This window comes from Acidobacteriota bacterium (assembly GCA_009691245.1).
Classification (GTDB): domain Bacteria; phylum Acidobacteriota; class Terriglobia; order 2-12-FULL-54-10; family 2-12-FULL-54-10; genus SHUM01.
In genome coordinates, this window is record SHUM01000007.1 from 54,630 (window position 1) to 77,034 (window position 22,405).

16 protein-coding genes are annotated in these 22,405 nt (G+C 61.6%); 4 read left to right on the plus strand and 12 right to left on the minus strand.

All coding sequences use genetic code 11. From position 1 onward, the window contains the following. Positions 1 to 7 precede the first annotated feature (7 nt). The 8 genes from EXQ56_03210 to EXQ56_03245 form a co-directional block, all read right to left on the minus strand. On the minus strand, positions 8 to 1,321 hold the full coding sequence (locus tag EXQ56_03210; GenBank protein MSO19459.1) for a hypothetical protein: 1,314 nt from the start codon (positions 1,319 to 1,321) through the stop codon (positions 8 to 10). Further along, the gene (locus EXQ56_03215) at positions 1,318 to 2,814 is read right to left on the minus strand and encodes a type II and III secretion system protein (protein MSO19460.1); all 1,497 of its coding nucleotides are present in this window, start codon (positions 2,812 to 2,814) and stop codon (positions 1,318 to 1,320) included. Before EXQ56_03215 ends, EXQ56_03210 begins: the two co-directional genes overlap by 4 nt. Position 2,815: 1 nt before the next feature. Further along, positions 2,816 to 3,712, minus strand: a complete 897-nt coding sequence (gene cpaB, locus EXQ56_03220; protein MSO19461.1) for a Flp pilus assembly protein CpaB — start codon at positions 3,710 to 3,712, stop codon at positions 2,816 to 2,818. Positions 3,713 to 3,764: 52 nt separating this feature from the next. Further along, positions 3,765 to 4,328 carry a prepilin peptidase gene (locus tag EXQ56_03225; GenBank protein MSO19462.1) on the minus strand — a complete coding sequence of 188 codons (564 nt, stop codon included), beginning with the start codon at positions 4,326 to 4,328 and terminating at the stop codon, positions 3,765 to 3,767. After that, positions 4,325 to 5,878, minus strand: coding sequence for a hypothetical protein (locus EXQ56_03230; protein ID MSO19463.1), 1,554 nt, complete (start codon positions 5,876 to 5,878; stop codon positions 4,325 to 4,327). Before EXQ56_03230 ends, EXQ56_03225 begins: the two co-directional genes overlap by 4 nt. A gap of 71 nt (positions 5,879 to 5,949) precedes the next feature. Beyond that, positions 5,950 to 6,120, minus strand: coding sequence for a Flp family type IVb pilin (locus EXQ56_03235; protein MSO19464.1), 171 nt, complete (start codon positions 6,118 to 6,120; stop codon positions 5,950 to 5,952). A gap of 41 nt (positions 6,121 to 6,161) precedes the next feature. Then, positions 6,162 to 7,541 carry a tetratricopeptide repeat protein gene (locus EXQ56_03240; protein MSO19465.1) on the minus strand — a complete coding sequence of 460 codons (1,380 nt, stop codon included), beginning with the start codon at positions 7,539 to 7,541 and terminating at the stop codon, positions 6,162 to 6,164. Further along, positions 7,528 to 7,824: a DUF192 domain-containing protein gene (locus EXQ56_03245; GenBank protein ID MSO19466.1), complete on the minus strand. Its 297-nt coding sequence runs from the start codon at positions 7,822 to 7,824 to the stop codon at positions 7,528 to 7,530. The genes EXQ56_03240 and EXQ56_03245 overlap by 14 nt, the downstream gene beginning before the upstream one ends. 468 nt (positions 7,825 to 8,292) lie before the next feature. Between EXQ56_03245 and EXQ56_03250 the strand changes: the two genes are divergently transcribed. Together EXQ56_03250 and EXQ56_03255 are read left to right on the plus strand one after the other, a co-directional pair. Next, positions 8,293 to 11,508, plus strand: a complete 3,216-nt coding sequence (locus EXQ56_03250; GenBank protein MSO19467.1) for a hypothetical protein — start codon at positions 8,293 to 8,295, stop codon at positions 11,506 to 11,508. Between the two features lie 50 nt (positions 11,509 to 11,558). Continuing rightward, positions 11,559 to 15,047 (plus strand): hypothetical protein, encoded by a 3,489-nt coding sequence (locus EXQ56_03255; GenBank protein ID MSO19468.1) that lies wholly within the window; start codon positions 11,559 to 11,561, stop codon positions 15,045 to 15,047. A gap of 485 nt (positions 15,048 to 15,532) precedes the next feature. On the opposite strand, the gene EXQ56_03260 is transcribed toward EXQ56_03255, so the two are convergent. From EXQ56_03260 to EXQ56_03275, 4 genes are all read right to left on the minus strand, one after another. Then, on the minus strand, positions 15,533 to 16,852 hold the full coding sequence (locus EXQ56_03260) for a tail fiber domain-containing protein (GenBank protein MSO19469.1): 1,320 nt from the start codon (positions 16,850 to 16,852) through the stop codon (positions 15,533 to 15,535). Continuing rightward, positions 16,849 to 17,067: a hypothetical protein gene (locus EXQ56_03265; protein MSO19470.1), complete on the minus strand. Its 219-nt coding sequence runs from the start codon at positions 17,065 to 17,067 to the stop codon at positions 16,849 to 16,851. The genes EXQ56_03260 and EXQ56_03265 overlap by 4 nt, the downstream gene beginning before the upstream one ends. Positions 17,068 to 17,109: 42 nt before the next feature. Then, complete coding sequence (locus tag EXQ56_03270; GenBank protein ID MSO19471.1) at positions 17,110 to 18,090, minus strand: hypothetical protein; 981 nt, start codon at positions 18,088 to 18,090, stop codon at positions 17,110 to 17,112. Between the two features lie 219 nt (positions 18,091 to 18,309). Then, a complete protein-coding gene (locus tag EXQ56_03275) occupies positions 18,310 to 18,498 on the minus strand; it encodes a hypothetical protein (GenBank protein ID MSO19472.1) in 189 nt (62 codons plus the stop codon). 318 nt (positions 18,499 to 18,816) lie between these two features. Here EXQ56_03275 and EXQ56_03280 point away from each other — a divergent pair, with 318 nt between their 5' ends. Next, positions 18,817 to 20,181, plus strand: a complete 1,365-nt coding sequence (locus EXQ56_03280; protein MSO19473.1) for a CpaF family protein — start codon at positions 18,817 to 18,819, stop codon at positions 20,179 to 20,181. A 23-nt stretch (positions 20,182 to 20,204) separates the two neighbouring features. Beyond that, a complete protein-coding gene (gene glgB / locus EXQ56_03285) occupies positions 20,205 to 22,151 on the plus strand; it encodes a 1,4-alpha-glucan branching protein GlgB (GenBank protein ID MSO19474.1) in 1,947 nt (648 codons plus the stop codon). Positions 22,152 to 22,405: the final 254 nt, after the last annotated feature.

The following is a 22,405-nucleotide window of genomic DNA, read 5'->3' on the forward strand; positions in this document are numbered from 1 at the left end:
AAACGGCCTAATGAAGAACGGTCCTGCCCACGCCACGCGTCACGTTGCACGTCCCCGCCGCCGTGCCCGCGCGCACCGGGACCGGCGCGCCGATGTACTGCGCACGAAAAGCCGCGCGCGACGCCACCGCTCCAGCGATGGGACCAAGACCCGCGATGGCCGCTGCGTTTTGCATAAAGAATTGGCGGAAGCCGAGCACGTTCAAGGTGTCAGCGGCATCCACCACGGCGACGGTCAGCACGCGGCGCGTGTTGCCGTCATAGTCCTGCGCATACTCCTGCAACACGGCGGATTCACCCGTGTCGTTATCGGCGACGAACAGCGGACTCAGCACATCGACGCCGGGAATATTCGCACAGACATTGGTGGAAAAATCCACGCCGAAGCGCGTGTTCAATCCACACAGCAGATCGCGCCCACCGTTGTTGCAGACCGGCGGCAGCGTGTCGACGAGCAGAGCTTCCTGCGCCGCGATGAGCACACAGCCCGGCGGGTCCAGATCGCTCCGGCTGGAGCTGCCGCCCGCGCCCAGGCGGAACAACTCTTCCTCGGCATCGAGACTCGCGGCGCCGGAGAGATGATTCAGCAAAACATACTGGACCGAAGCGATGGTCTCAGGCAGAGGAGCCTGAACGCCCGCTTGACATCCGCCGAGTCCCACAAATTGCTGCGCGGGATTCATGTACAGCGTGTAGTTCTCAGCCAGCGTGAAACCAAACTCCTCCGTGTCGGTCGCATCAACCGCCACCACGGCTAGCGCGTCAATGCCGCAAGCGGAACACAGAGGCCCGCCGATGCCAGCCACCGCGGCGGTGACCACGGACTCCGTTTCACGCTCGGGGCTCAACAATCGCGCGAACCACACGGGAGCCTCGGCGCGCACCTCGGTGCGGACGTACTTGGCCTGATCGCCGGTCTGCCCGCCGTTCGAGTTAATGCGCGCATCGGCCAGCGTCGCGAAGTAATCCGTGCTCAGCTCCGTCGCCAGCGTAGTGCCCGCAATGCCGATTTGACTGAGACCCAGATTGAAGCGGTTGTCGTTGAGGCTGGTCGAGTCAAACGTCACAGTGAATTGGTCGGCGGCATGAGCCTGCGAATTGGCCGTGCCGATCAACCGCGTCGCGGCGGCCAGCGCGCCGGCATCGGCGGCGGTCTGCAACTCGGCCTGGATCAGGTAGAGACGCCCCACGTCAATGGCCAGAGTCATAAAGGCAAACGTCGCCAGGATCATCAGCAGCAGGAAAATGGCCGCCGAGCCATTAGAGTTCCGCCTCGGCCTAAGCCTCAGCTGGCGATGGTGATGGCCAGGGCGTTCCTTCAACGCTGCTCTCCTTCAGGATTCTCCAACCCCAGCGGGCCGCTGAACGTCGGAGTAGGCGCCGAAGTATTGCCTGGGTCCGCCTCCGGAGAGGTGTCCAGGAACGGTCTGGGGAAATCCGGCAGTGCGGGCTGCTGGCCCGCCGGATAGGGCTTCACAAAGGTCGGCGTTACCACCACCAGCAGCTCGGTGTTGGTCTTGTTCTGCGAGCGCGATCGGAACAGGCGACCGAGAATGGGCACGTCACCGAAGCCGGGAACTTTGCTCATGACCTCGGTAACGCGATTGTCGATCAATCCCGCGATGGCGAAACTCTCGCCCTCGCGCAGGTCCACCTCAGTCTCGGCGCGGCGCGTGCTGATGGCCGGAATCAGGAATCCCTGAATGGTCAGGGCGTTGGCAAAATCCAGCGCGCTGACTTCCGGGCGCACCTTCAGGTGAATCATCCCGGCGGCATCCACCGTGGGCGTGAAGTTCAGGCGCACGCCGAACTCACGAAACTGAATGGTTACGACCGGCGCCGAGGCCCCGCCCGAGCCCGTGCTGGTGATCACCGGAAACGGAAACTCGCCGCCGGCCAGAAAGCTGGCCTCCTTCCCGCTGATGGTAACCAGGTTTGGTTCGGCGAGAATTTCGAGCAGGTTCCTGTTTTGCAGCAGGCGCAGCGTCGCGCCGAAGTTCAGGTCGGGGCGGAAGGCGAAGATGTTGAGCAGATCGCTGACGCTGACTGTCTGGCTGCCCAGATCGGGCTGCCCGTCGGGACCGGGCTGCAATTGCAACTGCCCCAGCCTCGGGAACTGGAATTGCTGCGTAGTGGCCGTGCCGAGTAGCTTGCTGTTGGTGCTGAACAGATTCACGCCCAATTCGCTCAAGCCAGCGCGGTCGATGGTGGCGAACTTCACCTGCAACATCACCTGGCGATTCACCGGCGGGGGCGATTGCAGCAGATTCACCACGCTCTTGGCGTAGATGGCGGCGATGGCCGCGGCCTGGCGCGAGGCCTCCTGGTCGGAGACCACGCCGGTGAGCAGCACGGCGTCCTTGCTGAGGGAAATCTGCACCGGTTCGCTGGGCAGATTCGCTTTCATCTGACGGGTAATCTCTTCCAGGTCGGGCTGCACGGTGACTTCAAACCGTGAGACGTTTTCGCCGTGCCACACCATCGCCGTGGTAACGCCGGGAGTGCGGGCGTTGATGACCACGTCATGGGGCGAGACGACTACGGCGTCGGCAATCTCCGGATCGGAGACGGAGACGCGGGAGACCGCATCGGTGAACTGCTGAAGATCACCGCGCCCGACCTTCAATTGAATTTCCAGTTGCGCCAATTGAGTGGCCGGCTTCGACATCGAGGGAGTTGGCTCGGGCGGAGTTGCGGGTTCTGTAGTGACGGACTCCGCCGGTGCGGGCTGCTGGGCGCTGGTGAGCCTGGCGTTTGCAAACCAAGCCACGGCGGCAAGTGCCACGAGCATGAGCAAGCTGTTGCGAGTCATCATATTATTTAGCGACGTTGCCGGGCGGCTGGCTGGGCCCCGTGATAAATGTCTCTTCCGTTAATTTTGATCCACGAAATACTTTGACCACCACTTCACCGGGACCGGGCCGCCGGGCACCGGAACGATTGTTCGCCTGCGCCGGCGGGGTCGCCGGCACGGGACGCGCTACCGGACGCACCGGTTCGTGTATCCCCAGATCTTCAGCAATGGTCGGCTCGGAGTCTTCCAGAACCTCCGAGTCCAGAGGGTTGCGCAGCGCCAGCTGAATCTTGCCGCGCTGCATGGCCAGAGTGATCCTCTCGGCCTGCTCCTGCGAGACCAGCAAGGTGGCCACGGTGGCGGGGCGAGGGTCGCGCGCGGCAGCGGTTTCAGTCGTGGCGGGAGTAGGACTAATTTGTTTGCCGAAAGCAATGACCTTGATGTTTTGGAGAAGCGTCTTGGTGGCCGAATCGCCGTTGCTGAAAGCTCGTGTGTAGAGCACATCAACATGAGTCCCCGGCTGAATGAAGCCGCCGACGGAAGAAATCTCGTTCACTTGAACGGCCACGGCACGCAGGCCCGGCTCGATCATCGCCGTCAGCCCCTCGCCACCGCCTTTGGGCGTGAGCCGTGCGTCCAGGATCAGCTCTCCCGCCGACACTCCGGCGATGAGCGCACGATCCGCGACATCTTCCACTTTCAGGAACGCACCTTCGGGGACGTCGCCTTGTTCGAGCGCGATCATCTTCAGATCGGCCACTGCAAGTTTCTGTCCCAAGGGAAGCTGCCGCGCGGCGGCGACCACGCGCGTAACGGCGCGCTGCTCCGGCACGGCGGAGCGGCGGTAGACCCACCAACTCAATCCCAGGGCGGAGACCCAAGCCACCGCGAATGCCAGCAATACCTGATGCCGCTGCATAGTTCCCCTTACCGCCAATTCCAGATTCCGAATTCCAGATTCCGAAGCAACATCATCCAATCGGCGTGCGGCTGGCGAATAGAAACACCAGCGTGCCGGTGGCGATCACCGCGCCATACGGCAAACGCAGCGCGCCCGGTGCCTGGCGATTGCTGCGTTGCTGAATGCCGCTCCAGTTGAGTCGCGCGAAACTTCCTGGCAGTTCGGCGAGCAGGCCCGTGGTGCGCGCCAAAGTCTGTCCGATACGTCCACGCGCGGCGGCCATTGCCAGCGCGGCAATTCCGCCGAACAGGCCAGTCAGCACGAAGATCACCAACAACGCCTGCGGCCCGGAGATCGCGCCCACCGCGGCGAGCAGCTTCACATCGCCGCCGCCCATGCCGCCGGTTAAGTAGATGGCCATCAGAATTCCCGCGCCGAGCAGAGCGCCCGCCAGCGAAGACGTGAGACCCGCCCAGCCATGAAAGTAAGTATTCAGTATTACGCCCGCGGCAAATCCCGAGGCTGGAATCCAGTTCGGGATGCGGCGCGACTTTAGATCCGTGAAGGCGGCGGACACCACCAGCACGGCGAGAAAAAGTTGCAGGATAGACGGCATGACGGCTGGCATGCTCATCCCTTCCTTTCAAACACGGCAGCGACGGAATCGGCGTAAACGGGACGCCAATCCGGATGCAGGCGCAGTGCGCTGGCCAGCGCGTGTCCCGGTGGAAGCAGCACTGTATCCACTGCGAACGCGTCCAGCAAACGATCCCAGCCAGGCTGGACTTCAATCACCTGCGCGCAGGTCTCGAGCCAATCCTCGCCATAGAAATCGCTGCGGCCATCAATGAAGACTTTCATCTGGCCGTCGAAGCGATAGATGAGATATCCACCCCAGGAGTCCCGTGCAAACACCCGGTTATTGGTTCCTTGCCGGGCGAGGAATTCAGCGGCACGCACGGGAAACTTCTGAGGATCAAAACCCACCAGTCCCGCGCGCGCCGGCGCCTGTAGCAAGAGGACCATCACCAGGACAGCGAGGCCAGATGCAACCGCGCCGGAGACCTGCTGATCGAGCGCCCACACGCGCCGCGAATAGCTCAACGCCCGCTCCAGCCGCGGCAGCGTTTCCAGATGTCGGCTGATGGCCGCGACAAAAATGGGGGCCATCAGGATCGCGTAGGTGGGCAGATGCCGCGCCGAATAAAGCGACATGTGCAGCAGAGCCAGCGAGAGCAAACCCGGCCCATAGGCCCCTTCGCGGAACAACACCACGGTTCCGACGGCGGCCAGCAGCAGGAAGAGTTCGACGTAGATGGCGCCGGGTGAGTGAAAGCTGAAGCTGCGGAACTCCGAGATGCGGTCCATCAGATAGGTGTTCTGGAGATAAGCGAAGATGTGCTCATGCACGCGCCAGCCGTATGGATTGATGAACGAAGCGAGCAGCGAGGCCAGGGATGCCAGCGCAAACCGCCGACCGGCCACACGGCCAACTTCACCACGCAGCCACTCGCCGACGGCATAGATCAGCAAGAGGGCTGTGCCCAGCAGAAAGCTGCCGTGCAGATTGGCCCACAGGCAGGACAGCAGTGGAAGCAGATACAACGATCGCGCGGGAGCAAGCCCCCGGCGATGCCGCTCGGCGATGGCGATGAAGGAGAGCCCGATCATCCAGGAGAAAAGATGCGGTCGCGCCAGCCAGTGAATCGTCGTGGTGCCCAGCAGTGGGAGTAGCGCCGCGGTGGCAAGAAACAAATTGCCCCCCAGCGAAAGCGCCAGCCGCCACGCGCCCCAGCCGATTAGTGCGATGATCAGCGCGCTCAACAGGGCCACGCCCGCCGGGCCGGCGGCCAGATGCGCGCCGCCCAGGATGATGTCGGCCAGCCACTCCCAGGCAAACCATTCACGCCCGGCATGAGTGTAAGAGAAGGCATCGGTGGTGGGCACAGCACTATTACGAATGATGGCTTCACCATTGCGGACGTGCCAGCCAGTGTCGCTATCGCGGAACAGGGTGCGCGTCCCGGCGGAGAGGAACAGCACGTTGAACAGGGTTACCGCGAAGATCACTGACCCGAGGCTCGGCAGCACGATGCTCAACAGCCAGGGAACGGCGGTTGCAGTCGCGCGCGCGCGGCTAGGAATGGCGACGGTGGTGGTTACTGCTTGTGTATACCCGCTCATGTTTCAATCCACGTTCCCGCAAGGGGAGAGCTGATGACTCGCCTGCGCTCGCTCGATCGCTTGATCCAGCGTTAGATTGCACCGAGCGCGACGGTGATGCTTTCGTAGACAGTGTTGATGGCTGTGGCGATGCCGCGCAGCGTGGCGATCAGCGCCAGCGCCACCGCAGCAACGATGAGCGCGTACTCCACCAGGTCCTGTCCTTCGGTATCTTTCCAAAAACGCTTCAGGAACATTTTCATGATTCGCTCTCCTTAATTATTAATACAGCAGCCCGCCCAACCTACCGAGGTATTTCCGCCGCCAGTCCTGCTCCACTATTCTCGATCGGCGGGGTGATGGAAGCGCTGGGGGTGGAACGATCTGCGCTCCGCATCATCTCTTCCATACTCCTATTACTCAACTCCGCCTGCCCCGCCTTACTGGCGTTTCCAGAGGTCTTCCAGCGGTCCTGCATTAAACTTTGCACCAGGCGAAAATTTTCGAGCGCGGGGGCGAATCCGCGGCGATGCAACAGCGACTGCACCAGATGCTCGCGGCTGGATTCCAGATGACCCGCCCGCAGCAGCGCCGCCGCAAAATTGTTGTGCGCCACCGCCAAGTCCGCGCTCGCGACGCGGAACTGCTCCCAAGCTTCATCCAGGGCGCCGCGCCTGGTCAGCAGCACGCCGAGGTTGTTGCGGGCGGTGAGCGAACCGGGGTTCTCGATCAACGCTTCGCGGAACTGGGTCTCGGCCTGATCGAGCTGCCCTTGCAGCAAAAGGTTATGGCCAAGATTATTATGCGCCGCCGCCAACACAATTTCGCTGCCGCCGACCTTGCCGCTGGCCATGCGAATTGCGGCACGATAGGCGTTCTCAGCGGACTTCCGATCGTCCGTATCATCGTACAGCAATCCCAGTTGAAGTTCGAGGCTTGGCGATGGAAAATCTGCGGCCAGCTTTCCCACCGTGGCGAGCGCTTCCCCGGACCGGCGCGCTTGCCGCGCTGTTCTTGCGATACCCAACGCGATGCTGCGCAGCGCCGGTTCGCCGAGTGGCTTACCTTCTAACTCGCGCCCCACAAGTAAGGTGGTCTGATATTGCTCGAAGGCTTCGCTGTGCAATCCATAGCCCTCATATAGTCGCGACAATTCCAGACCTGCATTTAGGTTTCCGGGCAGATTGCTCGGATCAGTTTTCAGCCTGGCCTGCAAAGTCTGGATACGCTGATCATCGCGCAGCGGATCGAACGCGCCGGTCGCCTGGATGCGCAGGGCCTCACGGACGGCGTTCTTCTTAGGCCCCGGACGGGGCACCGGTTGTGGCAAATGAGCAGATAAGACTGCTGAGTTTGGCGGAGAGGCCGATGGGGATTTTCCTGCCGCTTGAGGAGAATTGCGCGATGACCGAAAGACACCCAGCAAACGGGAAGGCGCTAGCCTGGAGCTGCATCCAGTAGTTGTCAAAAGAATGAGCATGAAGGAAAGAAGAACCAAGTGTTTTGGCAAGGGCACTGGCCCCACGTGTTGAGGCTGACTGGGAATGATGCCACTGATCGGTGCGCCCCCGCATCTACTAATTGGTGCGCCTGCGCATCTAAGGATATGCAATCTATCACCCTCTCCACACCACTCAACACTGCCGGACAAACCCAACAAACATCTAATGTTAAAGTTTAACAAACTCTCTCATCTCCAACTCATCACCTACTCGCGTACCAGCTTTCAGCAACGCCCCCGATTCCAGTTCCAGTACGCTATACGCGCCCCAAACGAATCGCGTGATCCGGTTCGGCTGTAGGCGATGATAGACGCGCTTCACCCGGCGCTGGCGGTCCAGGAACGCGGCGTCTATGGGGAACCTCATCCCGAAAGTGTGGATGGCCTGCGTCGGTACAATCCACAGGCCCTCCCCTGCTTCCAGATGGTCTCTGCCCAGCAACCCCTTGCGACGTGGCCCGGGCATGTCAGCCAAACTGACTCGTTCGGCCAAGAGCGTAGATTGTGTACGGTTCCACACCGCCAAAAATGGCTTTTCGGACACTGTCCTGCCTGATGCCGCGCACTGCGAAGTTGACGGCGGATTGTAACCAATCCAAACAAGTTATGTAAATAGCTAAAACGGAGAATTAAGTAAGAACCCGCCGACAAGGACAAATGTTGCGGAGCTGAACACAATACTTTCGTCTGCGCGAAACTATTGCCCGGCAACCGGGTTTAAAGTCATAGTTGAAAAAGCGGAGGCGCTTCCGCTAGTCTATTAGCTCGACTGCTGCTGGCGTTCAGACAATAAGTGGCATTGGAACCGGAGCGAATCCGCTTTAATTCAGGTCATTCGGATAGTTGGGTGGTGCGTATTCTCGATATATCAAGGAATCCATCAGCAAAATCTCGGGCACGAAAAGCTCCGGGCGGAGCTCGCGTGCTGCGGGCAATGAAATCAATGGTGGGTTGTAGATTGGCCAACGTGATGATGCTCACGTTGCTTCTGGCCACCACCACTTCCCCGTTCGCCCGCGCGGCTAATATTGGCACGGTCGTCCCCGTTGTCGGCCAAGTGCAGGATATCGTGTACGATGAAGCGCGACGGCAGGTGTATCTGGCCAACTCCACCAATAATCAGGTGGAGATATATTCTGTCGATCTGAATGCCATCATCGCAAGCGTCCCCACGGGAACTCAACCGACCAGCCTGGCGCTGGCGCCCAATGGCTCCGTCCTCTATGTTGGCAATGCGGGATCGCAGTCGCTGACGGTGATCAACCTGACCTCGCGGCAGGCCGAGCGCGAGATCGCCGTGGGCGCGCGTCCCGACGCCATCGCCACCGGTTACGACGGAAAAGTCGTCATACTGGGCACCGCCGGCTTGATGCGCTATGAGCCAGCCAGTGGCCAGATATTGCGGCTGCCCATCTCCCCGCCACCCACGCAGCCGGCGGGACTCCCCATCATCAACCCCGCGCCGGCGCTGGCCAATTTCTTCGCGGGACTCATCGCCACGCCGTCCGGCAACTTGATGATCGGCCTGTCCACCAACCGGATATTCGTATATGAAGTGGCCTCCGGCGCCGTGTTGCGCAGCCGCAATGTCACCGGCCTGCGCAATATCCTCTCCATCTCGCCGGATGGCACGCGCTTCATGGCCGGGCCCTTTCTATTCGACACCGAAACGCTGGCCATCCTAGGCCGCGCCGGAACGCCGGCCGCCGCACTGACAGGCGGCAGCGCCTTCTCCGCCGATGGCAACTCGGTGTACGGCACGTTCTCCACACAGCCGGCCATCAACGCGCTGAATACCAACAATCCCCAGAACGCCGGCGGAGCCACCATTCCCGGCGGAGGCCGTCCGACCATCACCACGCTCGGGGTGCTGCAGGTGATGCGCGCCTCCAGCCTGACGCCCATCATGGGGCTGCGGCTGACCGAGGCCATTAATCCCAAAATTGTCGCCTCACCCGACGGGCGCTTTCTGTTCGCCGTCTCCACCTCGGGTATGACCGTCATCCCCGTGGGCCAGTTGCCCCTCCTGCCGGTCCTTCAGGTGGACACCCCCAATGTGGTGCTCTCGGTGGACATCTGCAACCGCGGCGTGGCCATTGCCGACATTCGCATCAGCAACGCGGGCGCCGGACGGATGACCTTCTCCGCCGTGCTCAACAACGCGAACGCCCCGGTGATTCTGAATCTGCGCTCCGGCGTGGCGCCTTCGACGCTCCAGATTTCATACAATCCACGCGCCGTGCTCACGCGCGGGACGCAGCAATATTCGCTGGTGCTGGTTTCTCCCGAGGCAGTGAATATCGAGCCCGCCATTTTGATCAACCTGAATTTCCGCGACGTGGACCAGCGCGGCTCGATCATTCCGCTGGCCGGATTCGGCGTGGACCTGCTCGTGGACGAGCTGCGACAGCGCATTTACATTGCCAATTACATGCAGGATCAGGTCGAGGTCTACTCACTGCGCGAGCGCCGCTTCCTGCCGCCGGTGCGCGTCGGCAACCGGCCCATCTCCATGGCCATGGTGAATCCCTTCACGCTGGTGGTGGCCAACGCTGGCTCGGAGGCCATCTCAGTGATCGATCTGGAGACGCTGCAAGAGCGGCGGCAAATTCAGATGGCCCCCGTGCCTCTGAACGCCAACCCGATTTTCCCGCGCTCGATTGCCGCCTCCAGCAACGTGGTCTTATTCACTGTGATTCCCCTGCCTGCCACGCCTGGAACCGCACCCGCCGCGGGATCGGTGTGGCAGTTGAGTCTGGCCACTGGCACCAGCTATCCCCGGCTGAATCTCGGCGGGACCACGGTGAATACCATCAATGGCCGCAACGTCCTGGTCGCACCCACCAACGGCAACGCCATCGTGCTGGCCGAGGGCAACGGCACCGTGCGCTTGTTTGATCCGGTGTCGGACACCTTCGCCATCACTCGCACCGCGGCCTTCACCGCATTCCGTGGATCGGTCTCAGCCACCGCCGATGGCAACTTCTACATCATGGACGACACCGTGCTGAACTCCGTACTGGCCTTCCGTGGATCGCTCGCGCCCGCGGCCCCCATCGGCTTGCCGGGTGGTGGCGGCCAACAGGCTGCTCAGTTAGTTACCTTTGGGGCCGCCGCCGTCGGCAACAATGCGATTCGCGTCACGGCAGCCAACGCGACCGTTCCGGTGCAGACGCTCCAGCGCTTCAATCTGACTACCGTGCAAGCCGATCAGCAGTTGCGCCTGCCGGAGTCGGTCTCCGACATCAGCCCGGCGGTTGCGGGCGCGGCGGCCGCCACACGCCTCTGGCCTCCTCTGCCCACGTCATTGGAGATCGGCGTGCGCGGCCAAACCCATTTGATTCCGCGTGGGCTGGCATTTGATTCCAGCAACACTGGATACTTGCTTACCTTATCCGGCCTGAGCGTCATCGCACTCAACGAGAGTCTCGGTCGCGCGCCCAACTTCACCGCCAATGCCGTGGTCAACGCGGCCAGCTTCGCCGGACCCACGGCACCGGGCTCGCTGATCAGCATCTTCGGCACGGACCTGGCCTTACCGGGACAAGCCAGCAGCCTTCCGCTGCCCACCAACCTGGGCGAGGTCTGCGTTACCGCCAATGAAATCGCGCTGCCGCTGCTGGCGACTTCGCCTACGCAGATCAATGCCCAGCTTCCGCCCGAGCTGGCCACCGGCCGGATCACGCTCGCCGTCCGCTCACCCAGCCGGGGCGTCATGAGTACGGGCGCGCAGATTACCGTGAATGCCGCCGCGCCCGGCATATTTACCATTGACCAGGAGGGCCGTCGCACCGCCGCGCTGTTCCACGCCGACTCGTTCCGCCTGGTGTCGCGTGCCGATCCGGCAACCCGCGATGAGGACTTGGTCCTGTACGCCACGGGGTTGGGAGCCACCACGCCGAGCGTCGTCGGAGGACAAGCGGCACGCTCCTCGCCGCTCTCCCTGGTTACGCAGCCGGTCCGCGTTACCATTGGTGGTCGTGAGCAGATTGTCTTCTTTGCGGGACTGGCACCGGATTTCGTGGGCCTCTATCAGATCAACATCCGCGTACCGGGCGACCGCGCACGAGGCGACGATCTTCCCGTGGTCATCACCGTCGGCGCCGCCAGCAGCACCACCGCGGCTGCGCCTCTGACGTCCATCGACTAAGACCCACTTCGAACGCCATCGACTCCAAGGATGCCGAGCAAACCTCATTGATGATGGCCTGCAACAGACCGGAAGGAATACCACGAGCGATTCTCTCGCTGCTCGCCGCCGGCGGGCGGCGGAGCTCTCCGCGCAATTCTCGCTTGATGATTTCACCTCTGCGCTGGGTTCTCCTCATCCTGTGTTTCGGCCTGTGTTTCGGCTTGGCCGTTGTTGCGCCGCTCCGTGCGCAACTTTCCAGCAGTAGCTGGTCCAGCATCGGCGGTGCCGTTGTTCCTTCCCGCGTTACCGCCATCGACGCGGACCCGCGCTCCGGTAACACGGTGGTAATAGCCACGCCCGCCGGCGGAATTTGGAAGTCGGAAGACGAAGGAATCAATTGGACTCCACTCACTGAAACTACTGCCACGCTGCAATTCTGCTCGCTGGCTCGCGATCCCTCCCAGCCGGATTTCCTCTACGCGGGAACCGGCGATGACCTTGAGCCTCATCCAGGTCAAGGCGTCATGCGCTCCAGCAACGGCGGCTTCACTTGGACCAGGAGCCTGCCTTTCAGCAATCGCCCCGTCTGCGCCCTGGCCGTCGACCCCACCGACGGTCGCCGCATCGCCGCCGGCTCGGAAGATGGGTTGTACATCTCCGTGGACTCGGGAACAAACTGGAAGCGCGTGCGCAGCACCGCGACAACAGCAGTCGCCTTCGACGCACAAGGCCGTATCTTTACCGGCCTGCCTGTCGCAACTTCGCGCACCGGAATACTCGCCGTATCGACCAATGGCGGAGATACGTTTACAGATATTGCCCTTCCCACTGTTGCCGGCGAGACCACTTCGCGCACCACTTTTGTCAGTGTGCTGGTGCACGGTTCGGCGGTGTATCTGGCGGTGGCTTATGTACCCTCTGACGGCAGCGGCCCCACCATCGATGTCTATCGTTCCGCTGACGGCGGAACCACGTGGAATGTGACCGTCGGCATTGCGGCGGCGTCTCCGCCGATGCGATTGCTATCGGACGCCGCGGGAGCTCGGTTGTACCTGACGGGCAGCACCAGACTAATGGTCTCGGCAAATCGTGGCGAAACATGGAGCACGATCAGCTCCATCAAGCAGCGCATCCATGCCGCAACATTCGCTGCAAACACCTTGTGGCTGGCCGGCGACCTCGGACTCGAAAGATTCACAGCGCAACCCGGTGGACCTTCGCTGGCCAACCTCAGCCCACCCATCGCGCAGTTCGTGGACCTGACCGCAACATCCATCAACGATGTTTTCGCCGCCAGCCCTACAGGATTGTTCGCCTATAACGGAACGAATTCGCTATGGAGCACTCTGAGTTCAACGGATGTATTCAGTGGCGTCGCGGCGGGCAACGTATCCGCCTCAGGGCAACGAACGATCCTGGCCAATGGGCTTTCGGCATTTCACCGCTCCACCGACGGAGGCGCCGTCTTTTCTTCCACCACGGCCATTCCCGCTGCGGAGTCGCGCGCGCCCAATCCACCGCTGCTGGCTGATCCCGGCAGCCTCGCCAATGTTTATGTCGCCGGACAACTGCTCTATCGCTCGACCGATCAAGGCACAACGTTTTCGGCATTTGGGACAATTGATCCGGACCGCACCCGCGTGGTAACGGCGCTGGCCGCGGCTCCCTTGGCGCGCCGCTTCATGTATGCGGCCACCGCCTGCATCCCTCCATTGGCCGGCGCGGCCGGTTGTCCGACGATTTCTTATATCTGGCGCTCCACCAACTCCGGCCAAACCTGGACGCAGGGCGCGCCGGTTACGGGATGGGTGCATCAACTCGCCGTTGATCCGCGACAAACCGCCACGGTATACGCCACGATTGGAGACCCGCCCTTTTCCGCCGCCGGTTCTCGTGGGGAGGCTGGTGATGTGCTGCGTTCCACGGACAACGCTTTATCATGGCTCTCTCTGCGTTCGAATCTTCCGCGCGGCACGCTGCGTAGCATCGCGATTGACGCACTTTCCCTACCCGCCGGTAACCTGCCCGCGCAGACGATTTACGTGGGTGGCGACAACGGCGGCTACGCCACCTACAACGGCGGAACGCAATGGATCGCCATTAACACAGGCCTGCCGCGCAGCCCGGTAACCATTCTGCGGCAAGCCGGCGCCGATGCCATCATCGCGGGAACCAAGGGCCGGGGCGCATTTCAGACGCGCGTGCTGGGCGTAACCGCCAGCGTGATTATCACTCCACTCGAACTGAGCGCCTCGATTACGCCGGGTGATTCCGCCACCCTCTCCCTCACGCTGACGAATGTTCTGGCCACGCGGGCGAACTGGTCGCTGGCGGTATCAATCCCGAGTGGGGAATCGTGGCTGTCCGTCTCGGAGTCCGGCGGCACCTTAGACCCGCGCGCTTCGGCCCAGGTAACCGTGCGGGTCAATTCCACCAACCTCGCGCCGGGATCCTACTTCGGCCGCCTCGTGCTCACCAGCGGCTCCCTCGGCGGTGCCACGACTTCTCAATCCATTCCCCTGGACATACGCATCGAAGCCACGCTGCTGCGACTCTCCGCGGTCACCGGCAACAGCGCCAGCGGTGGAGTGAACACCTCAGTGCCGCCATTTGTAGTCTCGTTGTTGAATGAGGATGGAATACCCGCGAGCGGCGAGTCCATCAGCTTTGCGATCACCAGCGGCGGAGGCCTGCTGAACCGGCGCACCAGCATCACCGACGCGGAAGGCATGGCCAGCACTGTTCTGACGCTACCCGCCACGGCGGGCATCACGCAGGTTACCGCCACCTACCGGGATCAGTCCGTGGTCTTCACCGCGCAGGCGGTGCAGATCATTCGGCCGGCGTTGCAGGCGGGCGCGGCGGTGAACGCGGCGACGTATGCGAGCAATGCCTCGTTGGCCTCCGGCGGCATCATCTCCATCTTCGGACTGAACCTCGCTGATGACGAGGCGCGCGCCGCCGTGCTGCCTCTGCCAGTTACACTTCGTGCGACGCGGGCGCTGCTGATCTCCTCCGCCTCTGTGGTGGCCCTGCCGCTATTCTACGTATCGCCGGTGCAGGTCAACGCGGTGCTGCCATTCAATCTGACGCCCGGCGCCTATGGACTCACCATCGAGAACGCCGGCGTGCGGGGCAATGAAATTCAGGTCATCGTCTCCGTCGCCGCTCCGGGCATCTTCACCGTGGATTCATCTGGGCGTGGTACGGGGATCTTCCTGAAGGCCGATGGATCGCTGGTCAGCACGGCCAATGCGGCGGTGCGCGGAAGTGTTGTCTCAATGTATGCCGTGGGCCTGGGTCCCGTGAACCCGGCACTACCCGCGGGCGAACCAGGGCGCACCAGCGAGCCACTCAATCGAACCACGCTGGCGCCGCGCGTCTTCTTTGACAACCTCGAAGCGGAGATCACCTTCAGCGGCATCGCCCCGGGATTCGCCGGCCTCTATCAAGTGAACGCGCGAGTCCCCGCGGGACTGTCACCGGCCAGCAACATTCCGGTCAGCCTCATCATCGGTGGCGTGGCGAGCAACCGCGTGACCGTCCCCGTGCAGTAGGTCCTAACCGCGTCTCGCAAACCTGCATTTTCTTTCGCGGGCGACCCTGCCAAATTTGCCCAAATTCGCGGTCCAGCCCAAAGTGCAAACGTTCACGGTTCTGACCACTCTGCCCAGATTGACAAACTGGGGATTCGGGGTTGGGGATTGGGGGTTCGGGGGGGGGGAACTCAGATCAACTTTCCCGCCGCTTCGCACCCATCTCGCACGTCAAATTATCGAAATCGACCAACCTGACCAAATTCGCGGAGCGCCAACCTGACCACTCTGCCCACAAATCTCAAATTATCCAAATCGTCCAACCTGACAAGATTCGCGGCATCGTCGGAGTTTGCCAGCCTCCCCCAACACCCTACCCCCCGCCTTTCCCGGTTCCGCCCAAAGATTCCGCATTTTCCCATTGACTAACGCCCTACTCCCCTCCGCGCATTCCAATTTCTGTCTCCTGACTTCTGTCTCCTAACTTCTGACTACTGACTCCTGCTTTACCGCACCTTGCTCAACTGCACGCCCAGCCGCTCTTCCATCAATGATTCGAGTTGTGACAGCCGCGCTTTCAGCGCGTCGTTCTCCTGCTTCAACTCCTTCACCGCTTGAATGGTCAGCAGCGGTAGGTCGGAGTAATTTACGCGGAAGAATCCTTTGTCGTCCGTGGATACCAACTCGGGGAATATCTGCTGAACTTCCTGCGCGATCAGCCCGTTCACGCGATTGGCGCCGAATTGGAAATCCGGGAATTCGTCGGCGCGCCACAGATGGCTCACCGGCTGCAAGCGCGCGAAACGGTCCAGCAGCGAATCAAACGGGCGGATGTCTTTCTTCAGTCGCGCGTCGGAGGAGCACACACCCGTCAGCGGCGCGGCGTCGAATCGCTGCAGGCATCCGTTGGTCCCGCTGGTGCCCACGCGAATATCGCCAACAACCTGCAGCTTGGTAGCAGGCGCCAATGCCCCCATACCGACTTTGCCCGTGTTGGTAATCACGAAGGGATAGTCATTGGCATCGCTGGAGATGCTGAATCCTCCCGCTGGCGTGTTGTTTCCCGTCGCTCCCGCGCGCAGGTACCAGAAATCCCCTCCCGGCGAGCCATTGATGACTTCCAGCGCCGCGCCTACGCCGTCCGCGGTTGCATCCGCACCAGAAAGGCGAATTCGTCCTCCCTGGCCAAGCCCTCCCACTGTGAGGTATCCAGATGAGTTCACCACCAGCGCGGTTGTGCCCGCGGAGTTGTCCAGTCGCAAAATCGCGGGGAAGTTTGTGGCCGTCGAACCAGCGGCGGCGGCGACCCAATTTGCAGCAGCCGTCAGAGAAGTATCCGATGCGATGGCGGTAACAGTGCGCGTTTCCTGGGGCACTGTGGCGTCCACTCGGATCCGATCTCCCTCGGCAAAATCGGTCAGAAACTTTGTGCCAACGCCGGTCACCGTGGGCGAGCCCACATTGACCGTGACTGTGCCTGGGGAAAGAAACGAGGCATTGGCTGCCACAGTGAGTTTGGCCAGATTGCCCGAAGTCCAGATGCCGAAGTTCTTCCGGGTTCTCTCCAGCGTGAGGTCGTTGGTTGAGGCTGCGCCATTGGCGGATTGCAGGAAAAACTTGTTCGCAAGCCCGTCGTGGACCAATCGGAATCCCTCGGCATTAGTTCCAAAGCTATTTGTGTCCTCGACCAGAGTCACGATGCTCGCAAATGGAAAGTTGCTGGCTGCGGGGTTCGACATACGAAGAAGGTTTCCACCATCTATAGTGGAGTGCATGTGAAACCTTGCTGTCGGCACCGCCGTGCCGATGCCAACTCGGTTGTTCACGCGTCCACGGAAAGCGTATCCGTATCCACCGCCAGTCCTCCGGCAATGGCCACCGCAGTCCCGTTATCGGTGATTTGTGAATTGCCCACGGTAGTCGCCGCGGTGAACTTCGGAATCGAGTTGATGGTCCCCGTGCCGCCTAGGCCACCGCCGCCGGGCAGGTTAGTCAGCAGTGAGCCGTCGCCGATGAACTTGCCGCCGCCACTCACTTCCAACTTACTCGTGGGCGCGGCTGTTCCTATTCCTACGTTACCTACTCAGTCGACGGTCATTCGCTCCTGGCCCGCTGTCGAGTCGATCAGCCGCCAGCGTCCGTTCAGTGTTGACGCCGTATCGCCGGTTTGGAATAGCCAACTCCGCCCGCCTGCGCCCGTCGATTTGAAGTCGATCTGCGCGTCGCCGCCGTTGGCTTCCACCGTCAGCTTCGCTTGTCCCGGCGCCTTCACGTGCAGCGCTGAGGCCGGTGTCTCCACGCCGAAGCCCGCCTTGCCCGTCGCGTCGATTACGAAGCGCGTCTGGCCCGCCGTCGAGTCAATCAATCGCCACAGCCCGTTCAGTCCTGAACTGGTATAGCCGGTCTGGAACAGCCAGGTGCGCCCGCCCGCGCCGGTAGCCGCAAAGTTGATTTGCGCGTCGCCGCTGGTGGCCTCCACGCGCAGCGCCGCCTGGCCCGGCGCGGCCACGTGCAGCGCCGACAATGGTGTCGCCACGCCGAAGCCCGCCTTGCCCGTCGCGTCGATCACGAAGCGCGTCTGGCCCGCCGTCGAGTCAATCAATCGCCACAACCCGTTCAGTCCTGAACTGGTGTCGCCGGTCTGGAACAGCCACGATCTGCCGCCCGCGCCCGACGAGCTAAAATCAATTTGCGCGTCGCCGGTGGTCGCCTCGACGGTCAGCTTGGCCTGCCCCGGCGCCGCCACGTGCAGCAGCGACGTGGGAAATATTCCCACCCCGATTCGTCCGTTGGCCGTGTCTTCGCGGATCACGGAGTCGGTCAGCGCGCCGGTCCCGTTGAGAAACTTGGCGATGAAGTCGGTGGTGGTGGCCGAGGCGGTCGGCAGTGAGTCGCCGGCCGAGGCGCTGGCCGAGGCGCTGGCCCTATCACCGACCAGGCCACCCGCCTGACTCACTCGCCTGGATAGCGCATCCACGCTCAGCGCATAGGCCGACGCCGGTAGCCACCCGAGTGTCTCCGCGTCACCCGCCTTCAGCGCGTACGGCACACTTACCAGTAACACCAGCGGCTGAGTGACTGACTAGCCTTCAGCGGAGTAACTAACTTCCAGCCAGAGCGCCGCGCCGCTTGAGAAGATACTCTGCGGTATCCCGCCACTGGTCTCCGCGCCTAGTAACACCGAGTAACTCCCTGCGTCGCTCACACTGACATTCTGCGTCTCGATCCACAGCGCCGTCCCGCCCGTCTGCTCGGCGAACAGCGCGAAAGTGACACCGCGCGCTCATGCCTTTACCTCCGTGTCCTCTGCGGTTAAGACGTTTCCGCTGAATTGAATCTGCCCCGGCACAACTTGATTCGCCGCAGGCGAGTCTTCGGCGGCAAGAATCGCGGATGGACCAGCCAGCAACAGGACAATTAGAGTAAGTGCTAATTCCAGGAAGTGAATCGTAGGTAGAAGATGTTTCTTCACAGTGGGCCTCCAAGGTTATTTGGCCGATCCGGCCATGGTCCCGGCCTAAATCGAAAAACAATTTATTAGGCTGAGTTGCGACTATCCTACTATAGCGGGACCGGGATGGAACTATCTTTTTTTTGCGGAGATCCAGCTAGTACTAGCGCACGCATAGGACTACGTGATGGCATCGCAACTGGACTGCCTGGCAGCGCCACGGAAGCCCAACGGGACCGCTTTCACCTTCTGTCGCGTCATGGTAGAGTGAAGGTTCAGCAGACTGGGTAGCACTCCATCGCTCGACATCAACAGAGACGCGAAGAGGGAAGCGCACGGATGAGCACACGACCCACAATTCCCACGAAGACTCTGCCAGTTCCCCGCTCGGCGGCGGCGGGTCGCTCCGCGGCGAGCGGCGTTCAACAGGAGCGCTACATCGCGTTGCGCTCCAAGGTGCATCAAAAACTTCTGGCTGTTTTGAACATGGACGCAATGAAGGCGGTGAATCGCGACCGGCTGCGCAGCGAAGTGCAGCGGGTGGTGGAAGGAATCCTGCGCGAGGACCGTCTGCCGGTTACCATGGCCGAGCGCTACCGCCTGGTCGAGGAAATCCTCGATGAGGTGTTTGGCCTGGGTCCGCTGGAGCCGCTGCTGAAGGACCCCAACATCTCGGACATTCTGGTCAACACGCATAAGCATGTGTTCATCGAGAAGCACGGCAAGCTCATCGAGACCGACATTCGCTTCAAGGATGATCGGCACCTTCTGCACGTCATTGAGAAGATCGTGGCCAGCGTGGGCCGGCGCATCGACGAGAGCGTGCCGTTGGTGGATGCGCGTCTGGCCGATGGCTCGCGCGTGAACGCCATCATCCCGCCGCTGGCCGTGGATGGGCCGTCGCTGTCGATCCGGCGCTTCGGGCGCAAGGTGATCAGCAATGACGACATGCTGCGCAATAAGACCATGTCGCCGGGCATGATGGATTTTCTGCGCGCCTGCGTGGAAGCGCGCATGAATATCGTGGTCTCGGGCGGAACCGGCTCGGGCAAGACGACATTTCTAAATTGCCTCTCGCGGTTCATCCCGGAGAATGAGCGCGTGATCACGATTGAAGACACGGCCGAGTTGCAGTTGCAGGTGGAGAATGCGTTGAGCTTTGAAACGCGCCCTCCCAACATCGAAGGCAAGGGAATGGTCACGCAGCGGCAACTGCTGATGACCGCGCTGCGTATGCGTCCCGACCGCATTCTGCTAGGCGAGGTGCGCGGTGGCGAAGCGCTGGACATGCTGCAAGCAATGGGCACCGGCGTCGAGGGCTCAATGACCACCGTCCACGCCAACACGCCGGCCGACGCGTTCAGCCGCCTGGAGACCATGGTAATGATGGCCAAGCTCGACCTGCCCAGCAAGTTCGTGCGCCAGCAAATGGCGTCTGTAGTTCACATGCTGGTGCAGACCGCGCGCTTCAGCGACGGCACGCGCAAGGTAACCCATATCGCCGAGGTGGACGGGCTGCATGACAACAACTTTGAGGTCAGAATCGTATATGAGTTTCATCGCACCGGCGTCCAACCCGATGGACATGTAAATGGCGTGTTCCGCTGCCACGGAGCTTCCGAGCAGTTCATCGAGCGGCTGCGGCTCGCGGGACAGTCACTCGCTCCGGGCCTGCTGGAACCGCGCGATGAAGTGATCGTATAATCTAGAGTGACTCATTTCCTACAATCAAGGACTTCCATTCTTTGGAGAACTCACTATTGAGTAACCCTGAACAATTGAGTGACTTCGATCTGTATCTGCTGGCCGAAGGCTCTCACTTCCGCAGCTATGAAAAACTCGGCGCGCACCTGTGCGAGTCATCGGTCAAGCCGGGGGGCGGGAGCGGTGTGGCTTTTCGCGTGTGGGCGCCGAACGCCGAAGCGGTCTCCGTGATTGGCGATTTCAACCAATGGACGCCAGGACATGCACCGATGCAGGTGCATCACGGCGCGGGCATATGGGAGTGCTTCGTGGCGGGTGTCGGGCCGGGTGCGCTGTATAAATATCACATCCAATCACGCGTCGATGGCTACAGCGTCGATAAGGCTGACCCAGTTGGGTTTGCAGCGGAAGTGACTCCGCGCACGGCCTCCAAGGTCTGGGATCTCACTCAATATCAATGGCATGACAGTGAGTGGATGGCGGCGCGCGCTCAGTCACTAGCACAGACTCAACCGATGTCCATCTACGAAGTGCATCTCGGGTCGTGGATGCGCGTGCCGGATGAAGGCAACCGCTGGCTGACCTACCGCGAGGCGGCGCACAAACTTGCGGACTATGTGAGTCACCTAGGATTCACTCACATTGAGTTACTACCACTCACTGAGCATCCCTTTGACGGCTCATGGGGCTATCAGACCATTGGATACTTCGCGCCCACGGCGCGCTTCGGCTCGCCGGATGATTTTCGCTACCTGATCGACACGCTGCACCAGCGCGGCATCGGCGTGATTCTGGACTGGGCGCCGGCGCACTTCCCCAGCGACGCGCATGGACTCGGTTATTTCGACGGCACGCATCTCTATGAGCACGCCGACCCGCGGCAGGGCTGGCATCCGGAGTGGAACACCTACGTCTTCAACTTCGGGCGGCGCGAGGTGCGGAATTTTCTGATCAGCAACGCGATGTTTTGGCTGGAGCAGTATCACATTGACGCCCTGCGCGTGGACGCGGTAGCCTCCATGCTCTATCTCGATTACAGCCGCGGCGAGGGAGAGTGGATACCGAATGAGCATGGCGGCCGCGAGAATCTCGAAGCTGTGGGCTTCCTGCGACAACTCAATGAGCAGGTGCACGGCGCGTTTCCCGGCGCGTCGGTGATCGCGGAGGAGTCCACGTCGTGGCCGATGGTCTCGCGACCCACTTACTCGGGCGGCCTCGGCTTCGGCTTCAAATGGAATCTCGGTTGGATGCACGACATGCTGGCCTATATGTCGAAGGACCCGGTGCATCGGCGCTTCCACCAGAATTACATCACCTTCAGCCTACTCTACGCCTTCAGCGAAAACTTCATCCTACCGTTTTCGCATGATGAAGTGGTGCATGGCAAAGGCTCGATGATCGGCAGGATGCCCGGCGACGTGTGGCAGAAATTCGCTAACCTGCGCCTACTCTATGGATATATGTTTGGGCATCCCGGCAAGAAGCTGCTGTTCATGGGCTGCGAGTTCGGCCAGACGCGTGAGTGGAATCACGACTTAAGTCTGGACTGGCATCTGCTGGAACACGCTCCGCATCAGGGCCTGCAACGCTGGGTGCGCGACCTGAACACGTTTTATCGCGGCGCGCCGGAGATGTGGGAGGCCGACTACGACGGATGGGGATTCGAGTGGGTGGACTGCGACGACAGTCAGAACAGCATCGTCAGCTTCCTGCGCCGCGCGCGCAACGGCGGCGGCACGGTGCTGGTGGTCTGCAACTTCACTCCGCTGCCGCGACAGAATTATCGCGTCGGCGTGCCGCTCGGCGGCCGGTGGAAGGAAGAGTTGAACAGCGACGCGTCGATTTACTTCGGCAGCGGCCAGGGCAACTCGGGCGGCGTCATCGCGGAAACGCAATCGCATCACGGCCGACCGTTCTCATTGAATCTGACGCTGCCGCCGCTGGCCACGGTGATCTTTCGTCGCGGGTAGCAAAAAACCCCAGACCCTTTTTCACTTTTGATGGAGTGAAGTTCTCAGCCCCCTAGGGGCGGCAGATAGTAGCCCCGGGCGCAAGCCCGGGGTTTGTGGATGTAAATAGGAACAAGCCCCGGCAGGGGCGAAAGAGATTCCATCCCACTTTCTTTCGCCCCTGCCGGGGCTTGCTCCTTCATCGTACGCGTAACCCACGGCTTGCGCCGTAGGCTACTTTCTTGCGCCCCTGCCGGGGCTTGGCTGGAAGTCAG